Source organism: Pseudomonas sp. Root401 (assembly GCF_001425105.1).
Lineage (GTDB): Bacteria > Pseudomonadota > Gammaproteobacteria > Pseudomonadales > Pseudomonadaceae > Aquipseudomonas > Aquipseudomonas brassicacearum.
In genome coordinates this window covers 136,459-160,485 of the sequence record NZ_LMDO01000001.1, presented here as the reverse complement: position 1 = coordinate 160,485, position 24,027 = coordinate 136,459, and the positions used below count along the sequence as shown (strand labels likewise).

Annotated in this window: 16 protein-coding genes, 1 pseudogene and 2 riboswitches; of the genes and pseudogenes, 8 read left to right on the top strand and 9 right to left on the bottom strand. The window is 63.2% G+C overall.

Annotated elements, in window-relative coordinates; translation table 11 throughout:
* Positions 1–19: 19 nt before the first annotated feature.
* The 5 genes from ASC85_RS00710 to cobW all read right to left on the bottom strand — a co-directional run bounded on the left by ASC85_RS00710 (position 20) and on the right by cobW (position 8,571).
* Complete coding sequence (locus ASC85_RS00710; protein ID WP_057447848.1) at positions 20–1,666, bottom strand: phospholipase D-like domain-containing protein; 1,647 nt, start codon at positions 1,664–1,666, stop codon at positions 20–22.
* A gap of 196 nt (positions 1,667–1,862) precedes the next feature.
* Positions 1,863–2,420: a vWA domain-containing protein gene (locus tag ASC85_RS00705; protein ID WP_082534304.1), complete on the bottom strand. Its 558-nt coding sequence runs from the start codon at positions 2,418–2,420 to the stop codon at positions 1,863–1,865.
* 101 nt (positions 2,421–2,521) lie between these two features.
* Positions 2,522–3,520: an ATP-binding protein gene (locus tag ASC85_RS00700; protein WP_057447846.1), complete on the bottom strand. Its 999-nt coding sequence runs from the start codon at positions 3,518–3,520 to the stop codon at positions 2,522–2,524.
* Positions 3,521–3,729: 209 nt separating this feature from the next.
* Positions 3,730–7,503, bottom strand: a complete 3,774-nt coding sequence (gene cobN, locus ASC85_RS00695; protein WP_057447845.1) for a cobaltochelatase subunit CobN — start codon at positions 7,501–7,503, stop codon at positions 3,730–3,732.
* A gap of 3 nt (positions 7,504–7,506) precedes the next feature.
* The gene (cobW, locus tag ASC85_RS00690; protein ID WP_057447844.1) at positions 7,507–8,571 is read right to left on the bottom strand and encodes a cobalamin biosynthesis protein CobW; all 1,065 of its coding nucleotides are present in this window, start codon (positions 8,569–8,571) and stop codon (positions 7,507–7,509) included.
* Positions 8,572–8,669: 98 nt separating this feature from the next.
* Positions 8,670–8,883, bottom strand: a riboswitch (cobalamin riboswitch).
* A 213-nt stretch (positions 8,884–9,096) separates the two neighbouring features.
* Positions 9,097–9,319, top strand: a riboswitch (cobalamin riboswitch).
* Positions 9,320–9,419: 100 nt separating this feature from the next.
* Between cobW and ASC85_RS00685 the strand changes: the two genes are divergently transcribed.
* From ASC85_RS00685 to cobM, 4 genes are all read left to right on the top strand, one after another.
* Positions 9,420–9,608, top strand: coding sequence for a CbtB domain-containing protein (locus ASC85_RS00685; protein ID WP_014338677.1), 189 nt, complete (start codon positions 9,420–9,422; stop codon positions 9,606–9,608).
* A gap of 11 nt (positions 9,609–9,619) precedes the next feature.
* A complete protein-coding gene (locus tag ASC85_RS00680) occupies positions 9,620–10,315 on the top strand; it encodes a CbtA family protein (protein ID WP_057447843.1) in 696 nt (231 codons plus the stop codon).
* A complete protein-coding gene (locus tag ASC85_RS00675) occupies positions 10,312–10,716 on the top strand; it encodes a cobalamin biosynthesis protein (protein ID WP_057447842.1) in 405 nt (134 codons plus the stop codon). The genes ASC85_RS00680 and ASC85_RS00675 overlap by 4 nt, the downstream gene beginning before the upstream one ends.
* A gap of 77 nt (positions 10,717–10,793) precedes the next feature.
* On the top strand, positions 10,794–11,540 hold the full coding sequence (gene cobM, locus ASC85_RS00670) for a precorrin-4 C(11)-methyltransferase (protein ID WP_053187130.1): 747 nt from the start codon (positions 10,794–10,796) through the stop codon (positions 11,538–11,540).
* A gap of 180 nt (positions 11,541–11,720) precedes the next feature.
* Here the strand turns inward: cobM and nfuA are convergent, their stop codons facing one another.
* Positions 11,721–12,305 carry a Fe-S biogenesis protein NfuA gene (gene nfuA, locus ASC85_RS00665; RefSeq protein ID WP_003182850.1) on the bottom strand — a complete coding sequence of 195 codons (585 nt, stop codon included), beginning with the start codon at positions 12,303–12,305 and terminating at the stop codon, positions 11,721–11,723.
* Between the two features lie 115 nt (positions 12,306–12,420).
* A complete protein-coding gene (locus ASC85_RS00660) occupies positions 12,421–14,712 on the bottom strand; it encodes a fatty acid cis/trans isomerase (protein WP_057447841.1) in 2,292 nt (763 codons plus the stop codon).
* 156 nt (positions 14,713–14,868) lie between these two features.
* Between ASC85_RS00660 and metH the strand changes: the two genes are divergently transcribed.
* Positions 14,869–18,579, top strand: a complete 3,711-nt coding sequence (metH, locus tag ASC85_RS00655) for a methionine synthase (RefSeq protein ID WP_057447840.1) — start codon at positions 14,869–14,871, stop codon at positions 18,577–18,579.
* Between the two features lie 54 nt (positions 18,580–18,633).
* On the top strand, positions 18,634–18,852 hold the full coding sequence (locus ASC85_RS00650) for a DUF2970 domain-containing protein (protein ID WP_057447839.1): 219 nt from the start codon (positions 18,634–18,636) through the stop codon (positions 18,850–18,852).
* Positions 18,853–18,926: 74 nt separating this feature from the next.
* Here the strand turns inward: ASC85_RS00650 and ASC85_RS00645 are convergent.
* Positions 18,927–20,065: pseudogene (locus tag ASC85_RS00645) on the bottom strand (ABC transporter substrate-binding protein).
* A gap of 503 nt (positions 20,066–20,568) precedes the next feature.
* Between ASC85_RS00645 and ASC85_RS00640 the strand changes: the two are divergent.
* Positions 20,569–22,227, top strand: coding sequence for a nitrite/sulfite reductase (locus tag ASC85_RS00640; protein WP_057447838.1), 1,659 nt, complete (start codon positions 20,569–20,571; stop codon positions 22,225–22,227).
* On the top strand, positions 22,211–22,705 hold the full coding sequence (locus tag ASC85_RS00635; protein WP_057447837.1) for a DUF934 domain-containing protein: 495 nt from the start codon (positions 22,211–22,213) through the stop codon (positions 22,703–22,705). Before ASC85_RS00640 ends, ASC85_RS00635 begins: the two co-directional genes overlap by 17 nt.
* 112 nt (positions 22,706–22,817) lie before the next feature.
* On the opposite strand, the gene sohB is transcribed toward ASC85_RS00635, so the two are convergent.
* A complete protein-coding gene (sohB, locus tag ASC85_RS00630) occupies positions 22,818–23,849 on the bottom strand; it encodes a protease SohB (RefSeq protein ID WP_003200184.1) in 1,032 nt (343 codons plus the stop codon).
* Between the last annotated feature and the right edge of the window lie 178 nt (positions 23,850–24,027).

The following is a 24,027-nucleotide window of genomic DNA, read 5'->3' as shown; positions in this document are numbered from 1 at the left end:
ACCGGATAATCTACTGCACCTAACGCCCGCAAAACCTCACCCTGGATAACATCCGCAAATCCCCCTCGCGGTAATAGTCATCGCTCCAGCTGTCATCCACCGCCAGTGGCTTGACCTGCTTGAGGGCGAGTTTTTTCGCGAAGTAACGAAAGCGGTAATGCTCATAAAAGCGCAACAGCTCCAGCCCGTAACGGTCGGCCAGGTCGGTGTCGCCCTGGATGATCAGGTAATTCTCGTCGTTGCCGCTGCTGGCCGCGGCGCTCAGGTTGTGGCTGCCGCTGAGGATGGTCGGCGTGTCGCTGGTGAAGTCGGTGACGATGGCTTTGGTGTGCACCAGCAGGTTGCCCTTCTGGCCTTTCATGTTTTCCCGCAGCCAGCCTTCAAGACCGGTGTTGAGCAACGCGGTGGCGGCGAATTCGGCGGTGCGGTCGGCGTGAAAGCCGGTGATGCGGCTCTTGGTGTTTTGCAGGCCGTAGCGCAACACGTCGTCATTGGGGGCGCCGAGCAAGGCGTCGAGGATGCGCTCGGGCAACACAAAGGCGGTGACGAACAACAGGTCCTTTCGCGCACCCTTGATGATCTCGACGAAGCGATCCAGGTCGCCCTCCCCGGTGCGCGGCGAGAATCCGGCGAACAATGCCTGCTGCGGATCCATGGCATTGTTGTCGGTCAGCCACTGGCGAGTGGCACCGACGTCCTGGGGGTCGGCCCAGATCTGCTCGAACACCTGGAAGTAGCTGCCGCTCACCCGAGGGTCGTCCAGCACATGGACCACGTTGGCCTGGCGGTAGACACCGTTGGCGGTGAAGTTGGTGCTGCCGCACAGCACCGCCTCTGGTTGCAAGGAACCGTTGCCATCCACCTTGCTCAGCACAATGAACTTGTTGTGGAAAATGTTGTGGGTGACCCGCCCACGCTTGTTGGCCGCCGGCATTTTTTCGAGGCTGGCTTCGTTACGCGCCGTGGTGTCGTCGCCCGGTTCGGCGTGGTACAGCACTCGTACTTGGGCGCCGCGAGCGTGAGCGGCAGTCACCGCATCGACGATCACCGGCAGTTCGTATTCATAAATGGCGACGTCCAGGGCCCAGTGGGCATCCAGTGCCCGATCGATAAAACCGGTCAGGCGCCCCAGCAGGCCATTTTCCAACCAGCGACGCGGGGCGTCTGGCCAGTCATCGATGGACAGGTGCTTGTTGGCGCCGATCAGCGCATCCACTTCAGGAAACTTGCGCTGGAACGCCTGGCTGGCGGCCACCGCACGGTTGAAGATCACCCGCTGGTTGGCCGGCTGCCCGTCGTCGCTGGTGACGGTGACTTCCAGGGATTCGCCCAACTGCGGTGCATCGGGGCTGCCGTAGGCCAGATGCACGCGGTAGTGCATCGTTACGCCGGGGTTGACCGCGTAGTCGGCCCAGCGAAATTTCTGCAAGGGGGCCTTGTCGCTGGGGGTGGCGTGGAACTGAGGAAAGGTGTGGACCTTGTCGGGGAAGGTCAGGCTGTTGAACAGGAACAGCCAGGGTTTGTCCCCCTGCTGCTTCTCGATGGCAAAACCCAGCAGCCCTTTGCGTCGGGATTCCGCCAGGTCCATGGCGAGCAGCACGCCGTTGGTGCCGGCATAGGCCTTGACCCGAAAATCGTCCTGGGCGTTGGTGACGAGTACGCGCATGGTTCACTCCTGTGAGGGGGCTGCCTGAGCATAGTGCAGCGATACAGGTCAGGTGGTCAGATCAGGGACCGAAGTGATGCTGATCGCGAGCAAGCTCCCACAGGGGGCTGTGGTGTTCATCAGTTATGTGTGCACAGCGAAACCAAATGTGGGAGCGAGCTTGCTTGCGATGAGGCCTTCACAGTCGAAGAGCATTTCAAGTGGTCTCATCGATATGCCGATACTCAGCCCCCAACCGCCCCGCCAACTGCCGGGCCCGGCCCAGGCGAATCGGGCCTCTTTCGATGTCGATCAACAGGCTCGGGCAATCGAGCAACGGCAGTGAAAGCCCCTCCTTGACTCGCCCATCGGTCATCACCAGCACCCGTTGCTGCTCCGCCGGAAAGCGCTTGCGCCGCGCTACCAGCCAGCGCCCGGCCTCGTTCAACGCCGCCAGCAACGGCGTTCCACCACCGGCACCCAGCCCATCGAGCCAGTCGCGCAGACCGGCCGAGGCCTTGAGCCCTTGCACCTGCCAGTTCGGCTGCGTACCGCTGGCCGTCAACAGCGCCAGGCGGGCGCGTTGGCGGTAGGCGTCGTCGAACAACTGCGCCAGCAGGCCTTTGCCGTCACTCAAGGCGCGATAACGACGGGTCGAGGCCGACGCATCGACAATGACCAGCCACAGCTCATGGGGCGAGCGCTGGCGACTGTGAAAGCGCAGGTCTTCGTACAGACGTGGCCGGCCATTGAGCAACGTCCCTGGCCAGTTCACCAAACCGCTGGCCGCCGCTTTGCTGCGGCCCTGGCGGCCCTGCTCGAGTCGTCCTGCACGGGGTCTGGCATTCGCCCCCACTGGCGAACGGGGGCGAATGCCTAGGGCTTTTTTGGCCAGCTCGGCACGTCACGCCGAGCACCGGTCGGCAATGCCCGGGCCGGCAGATCACCCCACTGGCCCTGGCCCTCGCTGGGTTCAGTGGTTTTTTCCGCGCCGGTCGGCGCCTGGGACGGTGTCGGTGCCGAATGCCCGCGCCGCCGGTGCCGCAAGGCAAACTCGGCGACCGCATCGATGTCTTCATCGGCTATCGCGCCGGCCCCGCGCCAGGCCGCATGGGCCCGGGCCGCCCGCAGCCAGACCAGGTCGGCGCGCAAGCCATCGACCCCGGCGGCAAAGCAGCGCTCGGTGATCTGCGCCAGCGCCGCGTCATCCAGGGCGATCCCGGCCAAGCGGTCGCGTGCCTGTTGGCAACGTTCGCGCAACTGCTGCTGGGTCGTCTCCCACGCCGCGCAGAACGCCTGAGGATCGCTGTCGAAATCCAGCCGCCGCCGGATGATCTGGCCGCGCTCAGTCGGTGCGGTGTGACCGTCGAGGGCGACGTTCAGGCCAAAACGGTCGAGCAACTGCGGGCGCAGTTCGCCCTCTTCCGGGTTCATGGTGCCGATCAGCACAAAGCGCGCCGGATGCCGATGGGAAATGCCGTCGCGCTCGATCAGGTTGATGCCGCTGGCGGCCACATCGAGCAGCAAGTCCACCAAGTGATCGGGCAGCAGGTTCACTTCATCGACGTACAGCACGCCACCATCGGCCTTGGCCAACACGCCGGGAGAAAACTGCGCGCGCCCTTCCCCCAGCGCTGCGTCCAGGTCCAGGGTGCCCACCAGCCGTTCTTCGGTAGCACCGAGGGGCAAGGTGACGAACTGACCGCTGGCCAGCAGGTCCGCCAGGCCCCGGGCCAGTGTGGACTTGGCCATGCCCCGCGGCCCTTCGATCAGCACACCGCCGATTTTCGGATCGATCGCGGCCAGGCACAGGGCCAGTTTCAGATCATCGGCACCGACCACGGCGCAGAGCGGGAAATGGGGGGTGTGGGTCATATCTAATTCTCAAGGGTGGTCGGTAACGTCAATGTCAAAAGGGGACTTGTGGGAGCAAGGCTTGCCCGCGATGAACGAAAACGCGGTTTAGCTGCTAAACCGCGGCGCGACCATCGCGGGCAAGCCTTGCTCCCACAGGGTGGAGATAAATCCCTTTGCCACAGGTCAACCCATCACAGGGGTTGTGTCTCGCCTGCTCAGTAGGCACGTCAGCCATCTTCTTCTATGTCCAACAACAAATTTTCCAACGCCTCGCGATACTCGCCTGGATCCTGCCACATCCCCCGCTGCTGCGCTTCGAGCATGCGCTCGGTCATGTCCCGCAGGGCGTCGGGGTTGTGCTGGCGGACGAAATCCCGGGTGTCCGGGTCGAGCAGGTAGGCATCGGCCAGCAAGGCGTACTGGTGATCGTCGATCAACCGGGTGGTGGCGTCGAAGGCAAACAGGTTGTCCACCGTCGCCGCCAGTTCGAACGCGCCTTTATAGCCGTGACGCTTCACGCCGTCGATCCACTTCGGATTCGCTGCGCGGGAACGGATGACGCGGTTGAGCTCTTCTTTCAGGGTGCGGATCCTGGGCAAGTCTGGCTGGCTGTGATCGCCATGGTAACTGGCCGCCGCATCACCGCTGAGGGTCTCGACCGCCGCCAACATGCCGCCCTGGAACTGGTAGTAATCGTTGGAATCGAGCAGGTCGTGCTCACGGTTGTCCTGGTTCTGCAACACCGCCTGCACCTGGCTCAAGCGCCGGGAGAACTGCTCCCGGGCGGCAGTGCCTTCATCGCTGGCACCGTAGGCATAACCGCCCCAGTTCAGGTACACCTCGGCCAGATCCTCGCGGCTCTGCCACAAGCGACCGTCAATCGCGCCCTGCACGCCCGCGCCATAGGCACCGGGCTTGGCGCCGAAGATCCGCCAGCCGGCCTGGCGCGCCGCGGCTTCCGGCTCAAGACCCGATGCCAGCAAGACTTCGCGTTCGCCACGCACCTTGGCCGCCAAGGGATTCATGTCCTCCGGCTCATCGAGGGCGGCGACGGCCTGCACGGCGGCATCGAACAAGCGGATCAAGTTGGCAAAGGCGTCACGAAAGAAGCCGGACACGCGCAGCGTGACATCGACCCGAGGCCGGTCCAGCAGGCTCAGCGGCAGGATCTCGAAGTCATCGACCCGTTGGCTACCCGTGGCCCACACCGGACGCACGCCCATCAACGCCATGGCCTGGGCGATGTCATCGCCACCGGTGCGCATGGTGGCGGTGCCCCACACCGACAGGCCGAGCTGGCGCAGATGGTCACCGTGGTCCTGCAAGTGCCGCTCAAGAATCAGGTTCGCCGATTGGAAACCGATGCGCCACGCCGTGGTGGTGGGCAGGTTGCGCACGTCCACCGAGAAGAAGTTGCGCCCGGTGGGCAACACATCGAGGCGCCCGCGGCTCGGCGCACCGCTGGGGCCGGCCGGCACGAAGCGCCCGCTCAAGGCATCGAGCAGGCCGCGCATTTCCGCCGGGCCGCAAGCGTCCAGGCGCGGGGCCACGACGGATCGCAGGTTTTCAATGATGCTGCCCACCACCTCCCAACCCGGCGCGTCGAGCTGCTCCACCGCACCGTCCAGCGCCTGCTCGATCAACTGCACAGCGAACAGCTCCAGGCGCTCGCGGGTATCGCCGACGGTGCGCCAAGGTTCGGCGCTGACCTGGCGCAACGCCTCGGGACAGTCGCCAGTCCAGGGCTCGGCCAAGGCACAATCCAGCGGATCGAAACCCAGCCCGAACGCCTTGGCCAGCGCCCGCAACAGGCTCGACTGCGCGCCCTTGCCGTCGCCCCGGGGAATGCGCAGCAACGCCAGCAACGTGTCGATGCGCAGCCGTCCGCTGGGCGACTCGCCAAAGATGTGCAGGCCGTCGCGGATCTGCGACTCCTTCAAGTCGCACAGGTAAGTGTCCAGGCGTGGCAGCCAGATCGCGGCGTCGGCGTCGCTGTCGAGCCCTGCATCGAGTTGCAGTTCGCGGTCGATGTGGGTCTCGCGCACCAGGTTGAGGATGTCCCGTTGCAGCTCCCGGGCACGGCGCGGATCGAGCAATTGCGCCTCGTAGTACTCGTCCGCCAACAGCTCCAGGTTACGCAGCGGCCCATAGGTTTCGGCCCGGGTCAGCGGCGGCATCAAGTGGTCGATGATCACCGCCTGGGTGCGACGCTTGGCCTGGGCGCCCTCACCCGGGTCGTTGACGATGAACGGATAGATATTCGGCAGCGGCCCCAGCAGCACGTCCGGCCAGCAGTTTTCCGAGAGCCCGACGCCCTTGCCCGGCAGCCATTCGAGGTTGCCGTGCTTGCCGACGTGGATCACCCCGTGGACGCCGTAGGCGTGGCGCAACCAGAAATAAAACGCCAGGTAACCGTGGGGCGGCACCAGGTCCGGGTCGTGGTACACCGCACTCGGATCAACCTGATAACCCCGCGCCGGCTGGATGCCAACGAAGGTCAGGCCCAGGCGCAGACCGGCGACCATCAAGCGTCCCTCGCGGAACATCGGGTCCTGCTCGGGCGAGCCCCAGCGCGCCAGCACCGCTTGGCGATTGGCTTCGGGCAACGCGTCGAACAAGGCCTGGTACTCGCCGAGGGCCAGGCTCTGGTGACAGGGACGCAAGTCGAGGCTGTCCAGGTCGTTACTGACCCCGCCGAGCAATTGCTGGATCAACGCGGTGCCGCTCGCCGGCAGTTCAGTTGGCAATGGATAGCCCTCGGCCTGCAAGGCCCGCAGGATATTCAACGCCGCCGCCGGGGTGTCCAGGCCGACGCCATTGCCGATACGCCCGTCGCGAGTCGGGTAGTTGGCGAGGATCAGCGCCACACGCTTTTCTGCATTGGGCAGGCGCGCCAGGGTGGTCCAGCGTCGGGCCAGTTCGGCGACAAAATCCATGCGCTCGGGCGCGGCCCGGTAGCAGACCACGTCGCTCTGGCTGCGCTCGCTGCGCCAGGCCAGGTCCTTGAAACTGATCGGGCGGCTGATGATCCGTCCGTCCAGTTCCGGCAAGGCAATGTGCATCGCCAGGTCCCGCGGTCCCAGGCCCTGCTCGCTGGCCCGCCAGCCGGGTTCGTTGTCCTGGGCGCAGATCGCCTGGATCACTGGGATGTTGCGGCGAAACGGACGCAGATGCGGAGCTTCGGGGCTGGATTGAGCGAAGCCGGTGGTGTTGAGGATCACCCCCGCCTGCACCTCGTCCAGCCAGTCCTCTACAAATGCGAGGCAACCAGGCTCTTTGAGGCTTGCCACGGCAATCGGCAGCGGATTGAGCCCCGCCGCTTGCAGGCGCTGGCAGAACACGTCGATGAACGCGGTGTTCGCCGCTTGCAGGTGGGAGCGATAAAACAGCACCGCCGCCACCGGCTGCCCGGCGCTCCAGTCGGCTTGCCAATCGTCGAGACTGGCGCTGGTTTTTGCCGGGTGATAGATGGCCGTGCGTGGCAAGGCCTGCGGCTCGGCCCACGGATAATCGCGGCCAAACCATTGGCTGCCCAGGTTGTGAAACAGATCCAGGGCATTGCCCAGCCCGCCCTGGCGCAAGAACTGCCAGAGTCGGTCGCGGTCCTCAACGGGCACGTTGCTCAGGTCGCTGAGTTCCGGGTCCGGACGATCATCCCCCGGCACCAGGATCAGCTTCACCCCGCGCCCCGCCAGTTCCATCAGGCGCTCGATGCCATAGCGCCAATAGCCGATGCCGCCATGCAGCGACAACAGGATGACCTTGGCGTGTCGCAGCACGTCTTCGACATACAGATCCACCGAGGCGTGGTTCTGCACCTGCATCGGGTTGGCGAGGCGAAACTGCGGATAATCGCCCGGCAACTGCTTCGCCGCTTCGGCCAACAGCGCCAGGCTGGAGTCGCCGCTGCACAGGATCACCAGTTCGGCGGGGGTTTGCCCCAGGTCGGCGATGTTGTCATCCGACACGAAACCGCCGGGCTGGGTCCTGAGCAGGTGCATGACTTAGGCGCCGAGGGCGGCGCGCAACTGCGCTTCGAGCAGCGCGGCGTCAAGCGCCTGGCCGATCAGCACCAGACGGGTGACCCGCACTTCCTCGGCGCCCCACTGGCGGTCGAAATGCTTGTCGAAACGCGTCCCGACACCCTGGATCAACAGGCGCATCGGCTTGTTCGGAATCGCTGCGAAACCCTTGACTCGCAGTACGCCGTGCTGGACCACCAGTTGCGTCAGCGCGTCGAGCAACAGGCTTTCGTCAGCCTGGGGCAGTTCGATGGAAATGGAATCGAAGGCGTCATGATCGTGGTCATCATCGTCACCATCGTGGTGATGGTCGTGATGGCTGTGGCGGCCGTCGATGTGTTCTTCGGAACCGGCGCCCAGGCCGATCAGCACGTCGAGCGGCAGGCGACCGCTGCTGGCTTCGATGACCTTGACCGCCGGTGGCAGCTCTTCGGCGACTTCCAGGCGAACTTTGGCCAGGCCTTCAGGGCTGATCAGGTCAGCCTTGTTGAGGATCACCAGGTCGGCGCTCGCCAGTTGGTCGGCGAACAGTTCGTGCAGCGGCGATTCGTGGTCCAGGTTCGGGTCGAGTTTGCGCTGGGCATCGACCTGGTCGGGGAACGCGGCAAAGGTACCCGCGGCTACGGCCGGGCTGTCGACCACGGTGATCACCGCATCGACGGTGCAGGCACTGCGGATTTCCGGCCATTGGAAAGCCTGGACCAGCGGCTTGGGCAGGGCCAGGCCGGAGGTTTCGATGAGGATGTGGTCGAGGTCGCCACGCCGGGCCACCAGTTCGCGCATCACCGGGAAGAACTCTTCCTGCACCGTGCAGCACAGGCAGCCGTTGGCCAGTTCATAGACGCGGCCGTTGGCTTCTTCTTCGGTACAGCCGATGGAACACTGCTTGAGGATCTCGCCGTCGATGCCCAGCTCGCCGAATTCGTTGACGATCACGGCGATACGCCGGCCCTGGGCGTTGTCGAGCATGTGCCGCAGCAAGGTGGTTTTACCCGAGCCGAGGAAACCGGTGACGATGGTGACGGGGAGTTTGGCCAGTGTTTTCATCGGATGCCCTTTGGCAAGGTGGCGGGCAAACGGGACGACAACCGCTGGCACAGGCGTGCGCGGAAGATTTCGCCACCGGATCACCCCGCCCGGTTGTAGTGAGAATCTGTCTCGAGGCAGGTCTCCTGGCTGACGGCGGGCCAATCTTTCGACTGGCAATTGCTGCGCCTTCCCGTGCGCCCGTTTAAAAGGGCATGCACAGTGGCCTTGCAGAAACAGCACCGTTCACAGTTGCGGGGGCAGCCGCGGCTTGGACCGCGTTCCCTTCTTAGCTCCGGCACGTGCCGAAGAACCTCGAAGGCGCAAGGCTACGCAGGGTGTGGGGGCGGGTCAATCGCCAGAGTGTTCTGCGGTGTATGTCCGGGCCTCATCGCGAGCAGGCTCGCTCCCACAGTTGATCTTTGTTGAACATGAGTTTTGTGATCGGCGAGATTCATTGTGGGAGCGAGCCTGCTCGCGATGGGCGCAACTCAGTGTCAGCCTGAAACCCCATGCCAATTGACGGCCCAGCCCCGCCCATGCTCTCCTGTGCGCCTTGTAATGGGTGCCCTTCACAGGGTGAAACGGGAAACCGGTGAATCGTGTGCTTTACTCCAAAGCCACGTCAGTCCGGTGCTGCCCCCGCAACGGTAAGCGAGCGAAGCGTCTGAACCACTGTGTCCCCGGACATGGGAAGGTGACGCTTGCAGGCCAGGCACAAGCCCAGCCCCTCGCGAGCCCGGAGACCGGCCCATGACTCATGCATCAACAAACCCGCGGTGGGCGGGCGCTGTTCGAACCTTGGCGGGCTTTCGCCCGGGGTCTCATCGCGCTCGAATCCCCACTGAACAAGAACAGAGGGAAGCGCCATGTCGACCATCAGCAGCACCGCCCGCACCGCCAGCAGCACCACCACCCTGAGCCAACGCCTGAGCGCCGCGATCCTTGCTTCGATCCTGGGCGCGGGGCTGGTCTATTTCGCCGGTTTCTCCCACATCGAAGCGGTGCACAACGCCGCTCACGATACCCGTCACAGCGCCGCTTTCCCGTGCCATTGAGAACTGACGACATGATCAAGCGTATCGCGCAGACCGCTGGTTTCAGCGGCTTGCTGGCCGCCCTGCTGCTGACCCTGCTGCAAAGTTTCTGGGTATCGCCGCTGATTCTCCAGGCGGAAACCTTCGAGAAGCCCCCGGCGACCGAGGTCCATGAACACGCCGACGGGGCGGCTCATACCCATGATGCCGAAGCCTGGGAGCCGGAAGACGGCTGGCAGCGCGTGCTGTCCACCACGGGCGGCAACCTGGTGGTCGCCGTGGGGTTTGCCCTGATGCTGGCGGGCCTGTACACCTTGCGCGCCCCGACTCGCACATCCCAGGGCCTGCTCTGGGGCCTGGCCGGTTATGCCACGTTCGTCCTGGCGCCGACCCTCGGCCTGCCGCCGGAACTGCCTGGCACCGCAGCGGCCGACCTGGCCCAACGGCAGATGTGGTGGATCGGCACCGCGGCGTCCACGGCGGTGGGCATTGCCTTGATCGCCTTTGGCCGGCATTGGCTGCTCAAGGTACTGGGCGTGGCGACGTTGCTGGTGCCCCATGTCATCGGCGCACCGCAACCCGAAGTCCACTCGATGCTGGCGCCCGAAGCGCTGGAGAGCCAGTTCAAGATCGCCTCGCAGCTGACCAACGTCGCGTTCTGGCTGGCCCTGGGCCTGATCAGCGCCTGGCTGTTTCGCCGTGACGGCCAAGCCCACCACGAGGCATGAGCGCCGAGCCGATCCTGGTGATCGGTCTGGGCTGCCAGCGTGGTTGCCCGGCCAGCACGCTGCGGGCCTTGCTCGACCAGACGCTGCTGGCCCACGGCATCGAACTTCATCGGGTACGGGCCCTGGCCAGTATCGACCTCAAGCGTGACGAGCCCGGGCTGCTGGAGCTGGCCGGGCAACTGGCCCTGCCGCTGACCTGCTTCAGTGCCGAACAGTTAGCCGATTACGCGCAACGGCTCAGTCACCGCTCCGAGATCGCCTTCGAGCGAACCGGTTGCTACGGCATCGCCGAAAGCGCCGCCCTGGCCTTGGCGGACCAGTTGGGCACGATGCCCGCGACGCTGCTGATTCCTCGCCAGAAAGGCCCCAAGAGCACGTTGGCATTGGCGGTCGTGGCGTAAATCCCGATAATCGGCGCCCAGGATCATGAGCGATCTTCATCTGGGCGACGCTCACCCACCTTCCACAGGAGCCGGTCATGACCGTGTACTTCATCGGCGCCGGCCCCGGCGACCCGGATCTCATCACCGTCAAAGGCCAGCGACTGATCCGCCACTGCGCGGTGATCATTTACGCCGGCTCGCTGGTGCCAACCGCCGTCCTTGAAGGCCATTGTGCCGAACAGGTGATCAACAGCGCCGAGCTGCATCTGGAACAGATCATCGAATTGATCAAGAGCGCCCATCTCAAGGGCCAGGACGTGGCCCGGGTGCATTCCGGCGACCCGAGCCTGTACGGTGCCATTGGCGAGCAGATTCGTTGCCTGCGGGAATTGGACATCCCTTTCGAAATCATCCCGGGGGTGACCGCGACCTCAGCCTGCGCCGCCCTGCTCGGCGCCGAACTGACCTTGCCGGACATTTCCCAAAGCCTGATCCTCACCCGCTACGCCGACAAAAGCCCGATGCCCGCCGGGGAGGAATTGGGCAGCCTGGCGCAGCACGGGGCGACCATGGCGATTCACCTGGGGGTCAATCATCTGGAAAAAATCGTCGACGAACTGCGGCCCCATTACGGCGCCGATTGCCCGATTGCGGTGATCCACCGGGCGACGTGGCCGGATCAGGATTGGGTGATGGGGACGCTGGACGATATCGCGGCAAAGGTACACGCCAAGGGCTTTCGCCGCACGGCGCTGATTCTGGTGGGACGTGTGCTGGGCAACGATGTGTTCAGCGAATCTTCGCTGTACCGCGCTGGACATGCGCATCTCTACAGGCCCTGACTCGCCAGAGAATCCACCTGGATTCCCCCGTGGGAGCGAACCTGTGGGAGCAAGGCTTGCCCGCGAAGGCGTCGCCTCGGTTTATCAGCTACACCGAGGTGTTTGCATCGCGGGCAAGCCTTGCTCCCACAAGCTCGCTCCAACAGGTTACGAGCTGATCGCAAGATTGTATCGCCACAATCAGTAGTAGGCGTTTTCTTTCTGCGTGTGGTCGGTCACGTCACGCACGCCCTTGAGCTCCGGAATGCGCTCGAGCAAGGTGCGCTCGATGCCTTCCTTCAAGGTGACGTCAGCCTGGCCGCAGCCCTGGCAGCCGCCGCCGAACTGGAGCACGGCGATGCCGTCTTCCACCACGTCGATCAGCGAAACCTGGCCGCCGTGGCTGGCCAGCCCCGGGTTGATTTCGGTTTGCAGGTAGTAATTGATGCGCTCGTTGACCGGGCTGTCGGCATTGACCATCGGCACCTTGGCGTTTGGCGCCTTGATGGTCAGTTGGCCGCCCATGCGGTCGGTGGCGTAGTCGACCACCGCATCGTCCAGGAAGGCTTCGCTGAACGAGTCGATGTACGCGGTGAAGCTCTTGAGCCCCAGCGCGGTGTCTTCGGGTTTTTCTTCCCCCGGCTTGCAGTAGGCAATGCACGTCTCAGCGTACTGGGTGCCGGGCTGGGTGATGAAGATGCGGATCCCGATACCAGGCGTGTTCTGCTTGGACAGCAGGTCGGCCAGGTAATCGTGGGCGGCGTCGGTAATGGTAATGGCGGTCATGGAAACTCCTCGCAGGCTTGCCGGCAGTTTACGCCAATCATCGCGCCGGACAAAGTCCCAGTATTTTTGTCAGGAAAGCGCCCGGCGGCACGGAGTTTGCCGCCGGAGCTGTCGATCAGAGGTTCTGGTAGCGATTCATGTCCAGCACACCGCTTTCCACGGGCTCCGTCTCCTGGATGTACTGGCTCAGGTCATGGAAGTACTGCCAGAACTGCGGGTGGCTGCGACGAATGCCCCAGCGCTCGACAATCCGCTCGAACGCCGGTGCATCCTGGGCGCCTTGCATGGCCTCGACGAACGCCGGCACTTGCCCGGCCGGGATGTTGAACATGAAGTTCGGGTAGCTGCTGAGCACGCCCGGGTAGACCGTCAGCGTGTCCAGCCCCGGCTGGTAGCGCGCCTCCTCGCCCAGCAGGAACGCCACGTTGCTGTGGGCTCGGTTGCGCAGCAGGCTGTAGACCTCGCGATGACCGCTGGCGGTTTCGACACGCAGCAGGGTCGCTTCCGGCAGTTGGTCGATCACCTTGAGCCCCGCCGCCGGGCGTGACACCAGCCGACTGAGGGCCTGTTCGGCGTTCTGTAGCGCCGGGTCGATGTTCGGGCGCGAGCAGTAGGCCCCGTCGCAGCGGTTGATCGGATCGGGGCTGGCATTCAGCTCGCCATAACGGGCCAGCAGTTGCTGGGCGAAATCGCCCTTGGGGTCGCGCTCGTCGAGCTTGAGGGCGGTCGGCTTGTCATCGTCGATGGTCTCGTAATCGAGCCACATCTTGAATTTGCCGCCGGCCTGGTACCAGTCGTCAAGGTAGCCTTCCCGGGAGTCGGCCGGCATCAGGCGCAGGAAGTTCTGCTCCGCACCGTTGCGGATCAGATCGAAATACAGCCGGGTCTGGGCCTGGTGGGACACGTTGCCGAACACATCGAAGTTCACCGCCAATTGGTAATAGGTGCGCTCCAGCAATGGGAAGTCGAACAACCACATCGTCTGCGGCACTTCGCCGATCAGTCCCTTGTTGACCGAGGCACTGTCGAAGTGCCGGAAAATGCTCAGCAACGCATTGTCATTTCCGGCCCACAGCGCCGACCAGCTCGGCGCCGGCGCATCGGCATAGACGTCGCGGCGCAAGGCTTCGTACTCGTTGCGCTTGTCCCGGTAGTCGAGCCACAGGCTGACGACGCTGCCCACATCGTCGTTCTGCCCCGGCATCGCCAGCAGCGGCGTGGCCTGGCCGCGATAGTTCGGATCGGTGATGTACAGATCGTGTTCAGGAGCTTGGAACAACGCCCAGAAATTGTCGCGGATCACGTCCGTGGCGATCTGGCCCCGGCACACCGGCCCGCGGATGAAGGTGCGCACGAAATACTCGGCGTTATCGAGCATGAACTGGTAGCGAGCCTGGGCCGGGATCGCTTCGAAGGTGGAAAACGGGTTGGCTCGGCGCTCCGGACCGTAGCCCGGCAACGCGGAAACCTGCCATTTGCCGCTGTAGAACAGGCTCTTGATGCGCGCCATCTTCGCCGCGCTCAAGCCGTAGGTGATGTGGGTCTTGTGCACGATCACCCCTTGCACCGGCCAGAGCCGGTAATAGACGCTGGTGCCGGGGTCATCATTCGGACGGCGGGTATTGATCAGGTCGATCGGCTGGCCGGTGGGCGTGCGCGAACGGACCCACTGGAAGAAATGCCCCGGCTCACCGTCCTTGAAATAGATGTGCGCCAGGAACCAATGCTCGAACAACCAGCGGCCCACCAGGCTTTCCCGGGCGCCAGGGGCATTGAGCAGGTTTTCCCATTGCACCACCTGCAAGGCTTCGGCGGCACTCGGGGCCAGGGCCTGCTGATCGATGGGGGCGCCTGCCGCCAGCCAGCGCTGCAGGGTCTGGTATTGCTGGTCGGTCAGGCCGGTGACGGCCAGGGGCATGCCTTCCTTGGGATGGCTGCCTGCGTATTCGTTGAATTGATCCGGCATCGCGCAACTGTTTTCACGATTGAGGCCCAGCACGATCTCTTCAGGCAGCTTGGCGTTGGGCTGCAACGGCGTGCGGTGGCCCAACTCCAGCATGCGCGCCATCAGGGCAGCCTGGCTGCCTTGTGCATCGAGTACCGAATAGAAGCCCTTGCGCTGCCAGGCGCGCTGGCCGGAGGCGTCATAGAACAAACGGGTCGGATCGGCCGCCTGGCGCCGTTCGCCGTCGTACACCGACAGCTTGCTCGCCCCCCTTGCCGCACCTTCGCCACTGCCCAGGTTCAATTGGCAGGCGGAGTCGTAGCAGGCATGACAGGCCACGCATTTTTCCGTGAAAATCGGCTGGATGTCGCGGGTGTAGGAGATCGCGGGAGCGGGACTCCCGGCGGCTGCGGTAAAACACAACAGCAGCAACAGACTGCCGAATAAGACGCGGTACGGCATGTCTCGGGTCCCTAAGAGATAATCCGCCGATTCTACCGGGCCAGCATCGCCTTGCAAACATGAGCGATATTCATGCAAAAGCCCATCATGATCAAATCCTGCACAGGTTTGCTATCATCGGGGCCTTCGTAATGGTCTTTTTTTCCAGGTAGTCCTATGTCTGATCGCAGCGCTCGCCTTTATCTTCTCCAGCAAGCCCTCAAGGAACGCATCCTGATCCTCGACGGCGGCATGGGCACGATGATCCAGAGCTACAAGCTGGAAGAACAGGACTACCGCGGCAAGCGCTTCGCCGACTGGCCGAGCGACGTCAAGGGCAACAACGACTTGCTGGTGCTCAGCCGTCCCGACGTGATTGGTGCCATTGAAAAAGCCTACCTGGATGCCGGCGCCGACATCCTGGAGACCAACACCTTCAACGCCACCCAGGTGTCCCAGGCCGACTATGGCATGCAGAGCCTGGCCTACGAACTGAACCTGGAAGGTGCGCGCCTGGCCCGTAAAGTGACCGACGCCAAGACCCTGGAAACCCCGGACAAGCCGCGCTTCGTCGCCGGCGTGCTCGGCCCGACCAGCCGCACCTGCTCGCTGTCGCCGGATGTGAACAACCCCGGCTACCGCAACGTGACATTCGATGAACTGGTGGAAAACTACACCGAGGCCACCAAGGGCCTGATCGAAGGCGGCGCCGACCTGATCCTGATCGAAACCATTTTCGACACGCTGAACGCCAAGGCGGCGATCTTTGCCGTGCAAGGGGTCTACGAAGAACTGGGCGTCGAACTGCCGATCATGATCTCCGGCACCATCACCGACGCCTCCGGTCGCACCCTCTCGGGCCAGACCACCGAAGCTTTCTGGAACTCGGTGGCCCACGCCAAGCCGATCTCCGTGGGCCTGAACTGCGCCCTCGGCGCCAGCGAACTGCGTCCGTACCTGGAAGAGCTGTCGAACAAGGCCAGCACCCACGTATCGGCCCACCCCAACGCCGGCCTTCCCAATGAGTTCGGTGAATACGACGAACTGCCAGCCGAAACGGCCAAGGTCATCGAAGAGTTCGCCCAGAGCGGTTTCCTGAACATTGTCGGCGGCTGCTGCGGCACCACCCCGGCGCACATCGAAGCCATCGCCAAGGCCGTGGCCGGCTATGCGCCGCGGCCAATCCCGGAGATCCCACGGGCCTGCCGCCTGTCGGGCCTGGAACCGTTCACCATCGATCGCAGTTCGCTGTTCGTCAACGTCGGCGAGCGGACCAACATCACCGGTTCCGCCAAGTTCGCCCGGCTGATCCGCGAGGACAACTACACCGAAGCCCTGGAAGTGGCCCTGCAACAGGTCGAGGCCGGCGCCCAGGTGATCGACATCAACATGGATGAGGGCATGCTCGATTCGAAGAAGGCCATGGTGACCTTCCTCAATCTGATTGCCGGCGAGCCGGACATCTCCCGCGTGCCGATCATGATCGACTCCTCCAAGTGGGAAGTGATCGAAGCCGGCCTCAAGTGCATCCAGGGCAAGGGCATCGTCAACTCCATCAGCATGAAGGAAGGCGTCGAGCAGTTCATCCATCACGCCAAGCTGTGCAAGCGCTACGGCGCCGCCGTGGTGGTGATGGCCTTCGACGAAGCTGGCCAGGCCGACACCGAGGCGCGCAAGAAGGAAATCTGCAAGCGCTCCTACGACATCCTGGTCAATGAAGTCGGCTTCCCACCGGAAGACATCATTTTCGACCCGAACATCTTCGCCGTCGCCACCGGTATCGAAGAGCACAACAACTATGCCGTGGATTTCATCAACGCCTGCGCCTACATCCGTGACGAACTGCCCTACGCACTGACCTCGGGCGGGGTGTCCAACGTGTCCTTCTCGTTCCGCGGCAACAACCCGGTGCGCGAGGCGATCCATTCGGTGTTCCTGCTCTATGCGATCCGCGCGGGCCTGACCATGGGCATCGTCAACGCCGGCCAACTGGAGATCTACGACCAGATCCCGGTGGAGCTGCGCGACGCCGTGGAAGACGTGATCCTCAACCGCACCCCCGAAGGCACCGACGCCCTGCTGGCCATCGCCGACAAGTACAAGGGCGACGGCAGCGTCAAGGAAGCGGAAACCGAGGAATGGCGCGGCTGGGAAGTCAACAAGCGCCTGGAGCATGCGCTGGTCAAGGGCATCACCACCCACATCGTTGAAGACACCGAGGAATCGCGACTGTCGTTCGCCCGCCCGATCGAGGTCATCGAAGGCCCGCTGATGGCCGGCATGAACATCGTCGGCGACCTGTTTGGCGCCGGCAAAATGTTCCTGCCCCAGGTGGTCAAGTCCGCCCGCGTGATGAAGCAGGCCGTGGCCCACTTGATCCCGTTCATCGAGGCGGAAAAAGGCGACAAGCCGGAGGCCAAGGGCAAGATCCTGATGGCCACGGTCAAGGGCGACGTGCATGACATCGGCAAGAACATCGTCGGCGTAGTGCTCGGTTGCAACGGCTATGACATCGTCGACCTGGGCGTGATGGTGCCGGCGGAGAAGATCCTGCAGGTGGCCAAGGAGCAGAAGTGCGACATCATCGGCCTGTCCGGCCTGATCACCCCGTCTCTGGATGAAATGGTGCATGTGGCGCGCGAGATGCAGCGCCAGGACTTCCACCTGCCGCTGATGATTGGCGGGGCCACCACCTCCAAGGCCCACACGGCGGTGAAGATCGAGCCCAAGTACAGCAACGATGCGGTGATCTACGTCACCGATGCCTCCCGCGCCGTGGGCGTGGCGACCCAGTTGCTGTCCAAGGAACTCAAGCCGGCTTTCGTCGAGAAAACCCGCCTGGACTACATCGACGTACGCGAGCGTACTTCCAACCGCAGCGCCCGCACCGAGCGCCTGAGCTACCCCGCCGCCGTGGCCAAGAAGCCACAGTTCGACTGGAGCAACTACCAGCCGGTCAAGCCGACCTTCACCGGCGCCAAAGTGCTGGACAACATCGACCTGAACGTCCTGGCCGAATACATCGACTGGACACCGTTCTTCATTTCCTGGGACCTGGCCGGCAAATACCCGCGCATCCTCACCGACGAAGTGGTCGGCGAAGCCGCCACCGCGCTGTACGCCGATGCCCGGGCGATGTTGCGCAAGCTGATCGACGAGAAACTCATCAGCGCCCGCGCCGTGTTCGGCTTCTGGCCGGCCAATCAGGTGCACGACGATGACCTGGAAGTCTACGGCGACGATGGCAAGCCACTGGCCCGCCTGCATCACCTGCGTCAACAGATCATCAAGACCGACGGCAAGCCGAACTTCTCCCTGGCCGATTTCGTCGCGCCGAAGGACAGCGGCGTGACCGACTACGTCGGCGGTTTCATTACCACCGCTGGCATCGGTGCCGAAGAAGTCGCCAAGGCCTACCAGGAAGCCGGCGACGACTACAACTCGATCATGGTCAAGGCCCTGGCCGACCGACTGGCCGAAGCCTGTGCCGAATGGCTGCACCAGCAGGTGCGCAAAGACTATTGGGGCTACGCCCAGGACGAGAGCCTGGACAACGACGCCCTGATCAAGGAGCAGTACACCGGCATCCGCCCTGCCCCCGGCTACCCTGCCTGCCCGGATCACACCGAGAAGGCCACCCTGTTTCGCCTGCTCGACCCCGAGGCCAGCGAACTGAAGGCCGGGCGCAGCGGTGTGTTCCTCACCGAGCACTACGCCATGTTCCCGGCAGCGGCGGTCAGCGGCTGGTACTTCGCCCATCCCCAGGCGCAATACTTCGCCGTGGGCAAGATCGACAAGGACCAGGTCCAGAGCTACACCGCACGCAAGGGCCAGGACCTGAGCGTGACCGAACGCTGGCTGTCGCCCAACCTGGGTTACGACAACTAAGTCCGCAGCAATTGGCTATGCTCTCCACATACGACCTTGTGTATGGAGAGCATCATGGACGAACCAAGCGAAAATAAGGCGCCCACCCTCTGGCAAATGCTCCACAGCGTGGGAGCGGCGGCCTTCGGCGTGCAAAGCGGAAAAAACCGCGCCCGCGACTTCACCCATGGCAAGCCGAGCCACTTCATCATCCTCGGCATCCTGTTTACGGTGATTTTCGGGTTGACGTTGTATGGAATCGTCAATCTGGTGTTGTACTTCGCGGGCGTATAGAACGTCTGCACAGTATGGAAACAGCTCTCTTGCAACCCGAAACAGCCATATCGCCCGTCTCGATCTGAGCCACTCTAGCGCCGCCCCAGTGTATCGAGCGAAAAGGCATAGCGCTCGCCATCCGGGTGAGACACCTGGCTGAAGCGCTTGAAATCCAGACGATAGTCCTTGGCGGGATTCATGTTCAACCACGCGCGGGCGCGGGCCGGATCGAGCGATTGCATCAGGTCGATCTGCTGGTTGTAGCCGCATGACGCGCGAGGTCGACGCCTCGGGCATGATCATGGAGCAGCACCATGGCCCACCCTCCCAAGCTGAAGTGCCCGGTGAACAGGACGCTCAAGCGCCCGTCGATACGGGCCTGAAGCGCCGGCCTGGAGCTGTTCATGGCGCTGAACAACACATCCTTGCCCGGCTGGCGACCTGCCTCCTCGAACGCCTGCATGGGGCCCAGGGCCATTTCATCGTTGGCCGACCAGACCAGCGCGGTCTGTGGATAGCGCTTGACCAATTGGCTCGCCTGCTCGTGAGCCCGTTCGCGATTCCACTCGCCATAGACCAACTGGCGCAGATGCACTTGCGGGTGCTCGGCCAGCGCCCGGAGCAGGCCTTTCTCGCGCAGTTGCGCCGAAGGGGTGAGTTTCTTCCCGGAAAAAGCCAGCAGGTCGAGCGTCTGCCCAGGTGCCAGCGGTCCGTATTGACGCAACAGTTCCTTGAGCATCAGGTAACCGCTGCGCTCATCATTGGGCACCAGGCTGCCGAGCAACTCGGGAGGTGGGACGCCGCTCTCTGTCAGCAGGCGAGTCTGATCGCTGGTCAACGTGTTGTTCACCAGGAACAGCTTGACGCCACTGCCCTGCGCCAACTGCAGGATCCGCGGGGCGACATACTGCTCGTTGACCAACACCAGGTAGTCCGGACGGTCCTTCGCCGTGAGGGCCTCGCGCGCCTGGCGAATCATCAGTTGGGGATCGCGCTCGGCATACTCCACGCGCAGCCGCAAACCCAGCCCGCTTGCCGCCGCTTGCATGAATTCGCTGTAGCTGACCCAGAAGGGCTCGGTGGAATACCCCGGGTTCAGGAACACGACCGAAGGGGCAGTCGAACTGCCAGGCAACGCCTCGGACGAAGAGGAAACCACATGGGCAGCCTGGACCTGTGCCCAGAATGACAGGCATAACAGCCCCAGTAGCCTACTGATAAACTTCGACATCCCGCCCGCCCCAAATAATACGCCACCCAGTATAACGACCCGGGTGGCGAACGGGCACATTAGCGCGAGACCTTCATGTGGTCGGCAACGGCTCGAACTTATTGATGACTGACCCAGAACACTGCGGTGCCCACCACCAGGATAATCAGGAACAAAATGGCCCAGGCATCAACAGAACTGTCGCTTTTCCTTGCTTTGGTCGGATTGCTCATTGCATCGCCTCTTGTCGGTTTTGTAGGTGATTGCATAGGGACTCGACCACAGTTAAGACGATGATTGCCCGCACGACAAATGTGGGTTAGGCAATAATCAATCTCATTAGTCGATTTGGTTCTTTACATATACTCAAACATCACTTTTGCGCATAACTCAAAACAGGTATCTTGCACCGGCTCCTCTAGGAGTGCGCGGCCGTGCGCGCAGAATTGCCGAGGCAGAACCCGATTCCAGCGAGCCAACATGCAGCTGTTTCTGATCGGCCCAAGCCTGAGACCGAGACTTATATGTACGTATATGACGAGTACGATCAGCGGATCATCGAGGACCGCGTCAAGCAGTTCCGTGATCAGACCCGACGCTATCTGGCAGGCGAGCTGAGCGAAGAAGAATTCCGCCCTCTGCGCTTGCAGAATGGCCTGTATATCCAGCGCTTCGCCCCGATGCTGCGCGTGGCTGTGCCTTATGGCCAGCTGACTTCGCGCCAGGTGCGCAAGCTGGCGCAGATTGCCCGCAACTACGACAAGGGCTACGCCCACATCAGTACCCGGCAGAACGTCCAGTACAACTGGCCAGCCCTGGAAGATGTGCCCGAGATCCTCGCCGAACTGGCCACCGTGCAGATGCATGCGATCCAGACCAGCGGCAACTGCCTGCGCAACGTCACCACCGACCAGTTCGCCGGTGTCGCGGCCGACGAGCTGATCGACCCGCGCCCATGGTGCGAGATCGTCCGCCAGTGGACGACTTTCCACCCGGAATTCGCCTACCTGCCGCGCAAGTTCAAGATCGCCATCAACGGCTCGACCTCGGACCGTGCAGCCATCGAAGTCCACGACATCGGGCTGGAGACGGTCTACAACGCGGCCGGCGAGCTGGGCTTCCGTGTGCTGGTGGGCGGTGGCCTGGGGCGTACGCCGGTGGTCGGCGCGTTCATCAACGAGTTCCTGCCATGGCAGGACCTGCTGAGCTATCTGGACGCCATCCTGCGGGTATACAACCGCTACGGCCGTCGAGACAACAAATACAAGGCGCGGATCAAGATCCTGGTCAAGGCCCTGACGCCTGAAGTGTTCGCCGAGAAGGTCGAAGCCGAGATGGCTCACCTGCGTGGCGGCCAGACCACCCTGACCGAAGCCGAAGTGCATCGCGTCGCCAAGCACTTTGTCGACCCGCAGTACAAGGCGCTGGACAACCAGGACGCCGAACTGGCGGCCCTCGACAAGGAACACCCGGGCTTCGCCCGCTGGCGCACTCGCAATACCCTGGCCCACAAGAAGCCGGGTTATGTCGCGGTGACCCTGTCCCTGAAGCCGACCGGCGTCGCACCCGGCGACATCACCGACAAGCAGCTGGACGCCGTGGCCGACCTGGCCGAGCGCTACAGCTTCGGCCAGCTGCGCACCTCCCACGAACAGAACATCATCCTGGCGGACGTTGAACAGAGCCAATTGTTCACCCTGTGGGGCGAGCTGCGCGAGCAAGGCTTCGCCACCCCGAACATCGGCCTGCTGACCGACATGATCTGCTGCCCGGGCGGCGATTTCTGCTCGCTGGCAAACGCCAAGTCGATCCCTATCGCCGAATCGATCCAGCGTCGCTTCGACGACCTGGACTACCTGTTCGACATCGGCGAGCTGGACCTGAACATTTCCGGCTGCATGAACGCCTGTGGTCACCACCACGTCGGCCACATCGGCATCCTGGGCGTGGACAAGAAAGGCGAAGAGTTCTACCAGGTCTCCCTGGGCGGCAGCGGTAGCCGCGACGCCAGCCTGGGCAAGATCCTCGGCCCGTCCTTTGCCCAGGACGACATGCCTGACGTGATCGAGAAGCTGATCGACGTGTACATCGAACAACGTACCGAAGACGAGCGCTTCATCGACACTTACCAACGTATTGGCATCGACCTCTTCAAGGAACGCGTCTATGCAGCGAATCATTAAGAACAACGAGGTCATCGACGAAACCTGGCACCTGCTGCCCAAGGACGCGACCCTCGATGGCATCTCCAACTGTGACGACCTGATCGTGCCCCTGGCCCTGTGGCGCGATCATGCCCACGCCCTCAAGGCCCGCGATGGCGGCCTGGGCGTGTGGCTGGACGCCGACGAGGAAGCCGAGGAAATCGGCGAGGACGCCAACCAGTTGCAGGTCATCGCCTTGAACTTCCCGGCCTTCACCGACGGGCGCAGCTACTCCAACGCTCGCCTGCTGCGTGACCGCTATGGTTTCAAGGGTGAATTGCGGGCAATTGGCGACGTACTGCGCGACCAGCTGTTCTACATGCACCGCTGCGGCTTCGACGCCTTCGCCTTGCGGGCCGACAAAGATCCCTACGAAGCCCTCGAAAGCCTCAAGGACTTCTCGGTGACCTACCAGGCAGCCACTGACGACCCGCTGCCGCTGTTCCGTCGTCGCTGAAACCGCCCCATGAAAAAGCCCTGAGCCGGGTGTACCGGTTCAGGGCTTTTTTGTCGCCGAATGATCGATGCCCAGCTCCCACAGGGTTTAGTGGTGAGTACCCGTCCCCGAATTACCAGAACCGCTGCTGGGTCAGGCGGCTCCACCAACTGAGCAGCACACGATCCACCGAACCGCTGGCCGCCATGCCGATGCGTTCCTGCAGGCTTTTGCGTTCGGCATAGTGCAGGTGGTACAGCTCGGCACCCTTGGCGCGTTCGGCCAGGTATTCATCGCTGGTTTTCAGCTCGTCCACCAAGCCCTTGCCCTGCGCCGCGACACCCAACCAGACCTCACCGGTCGCCACTTCATCGATGGCCAGTTGCGGGCGGTAGTTGGACACGAAGTTCTTGAACAGCTCATGGGTGATGTCCAGGTCTTCCTGGAACTTCTCCCGGCCCTTCTCGGTATTTTCGCCGAACACCGTCAACGTGCGTTTGTATTCCCCGGCCGTCAACACTTCGAAATCGATGTCATGTTTCTTCAGCAGTCGGTTGACGTTGGGCAATTGCGCGACGACGCCAATGGAACCCAGGATCGCGAAGGGAGCGCTGATGATCTTCTCGCCGATGCACGCCATCATGTAGCCGCCGCTGGCCGCGACCTTGTCGATGCAGACCGTCAACGGCACGCCGGCCTGACGGATCCGCGCCAGTTGCGACGAGGCCAGGCCGTAGCTGTGGACCATGCCGCCACCACTTTCCAGGCGCAGCACCACTTCATCCTTCGGCGTCGCCAGGGTCAGCAGCGCAGTGATTTCATGACGCAGGCTCTCGGTGGCCGAGGCCTTGATGTCACCGTCGAAATCCAGCACGAACACCCGGGGCTTGGCCGCCGGCTTGTCCTTGTTTTTCTTCCCGGCCTTTTCAGCCTTGCCTTCGGCCTTGCGCAACGCCTTGAGCTGATCCTTGTCCAGCAGCGTCTGTTCCAGGCGCTCGCGCAGCCCCTTGTAGAAATCGTTGAGTTTGCTCACCTGCAACTGGCCGGTCGACTTGCGTCGCCCCTTGCTGCGCAGCGCCGCAAAACTGGCCAGCACCACCAGGATGGCGATCACCAACGTCACGGTCTTGGCCAGGAAACCGGCGTACTCGATGAAAAACTCCACAGCAACTCCTTAAATGCAATGCGCCACTGAACGCAGGCGCGTAACGGCCCCAGCATACCCATGCGCCTGCGTCGCGACCAGTCATGAAACCGCTGGTTACCTTAACGCGAGCGAGGCAGGACAAGGCTGCAACGGGCATTTCAAACAAGCGTATGTTTTTTCATTGACAGCTCACCGC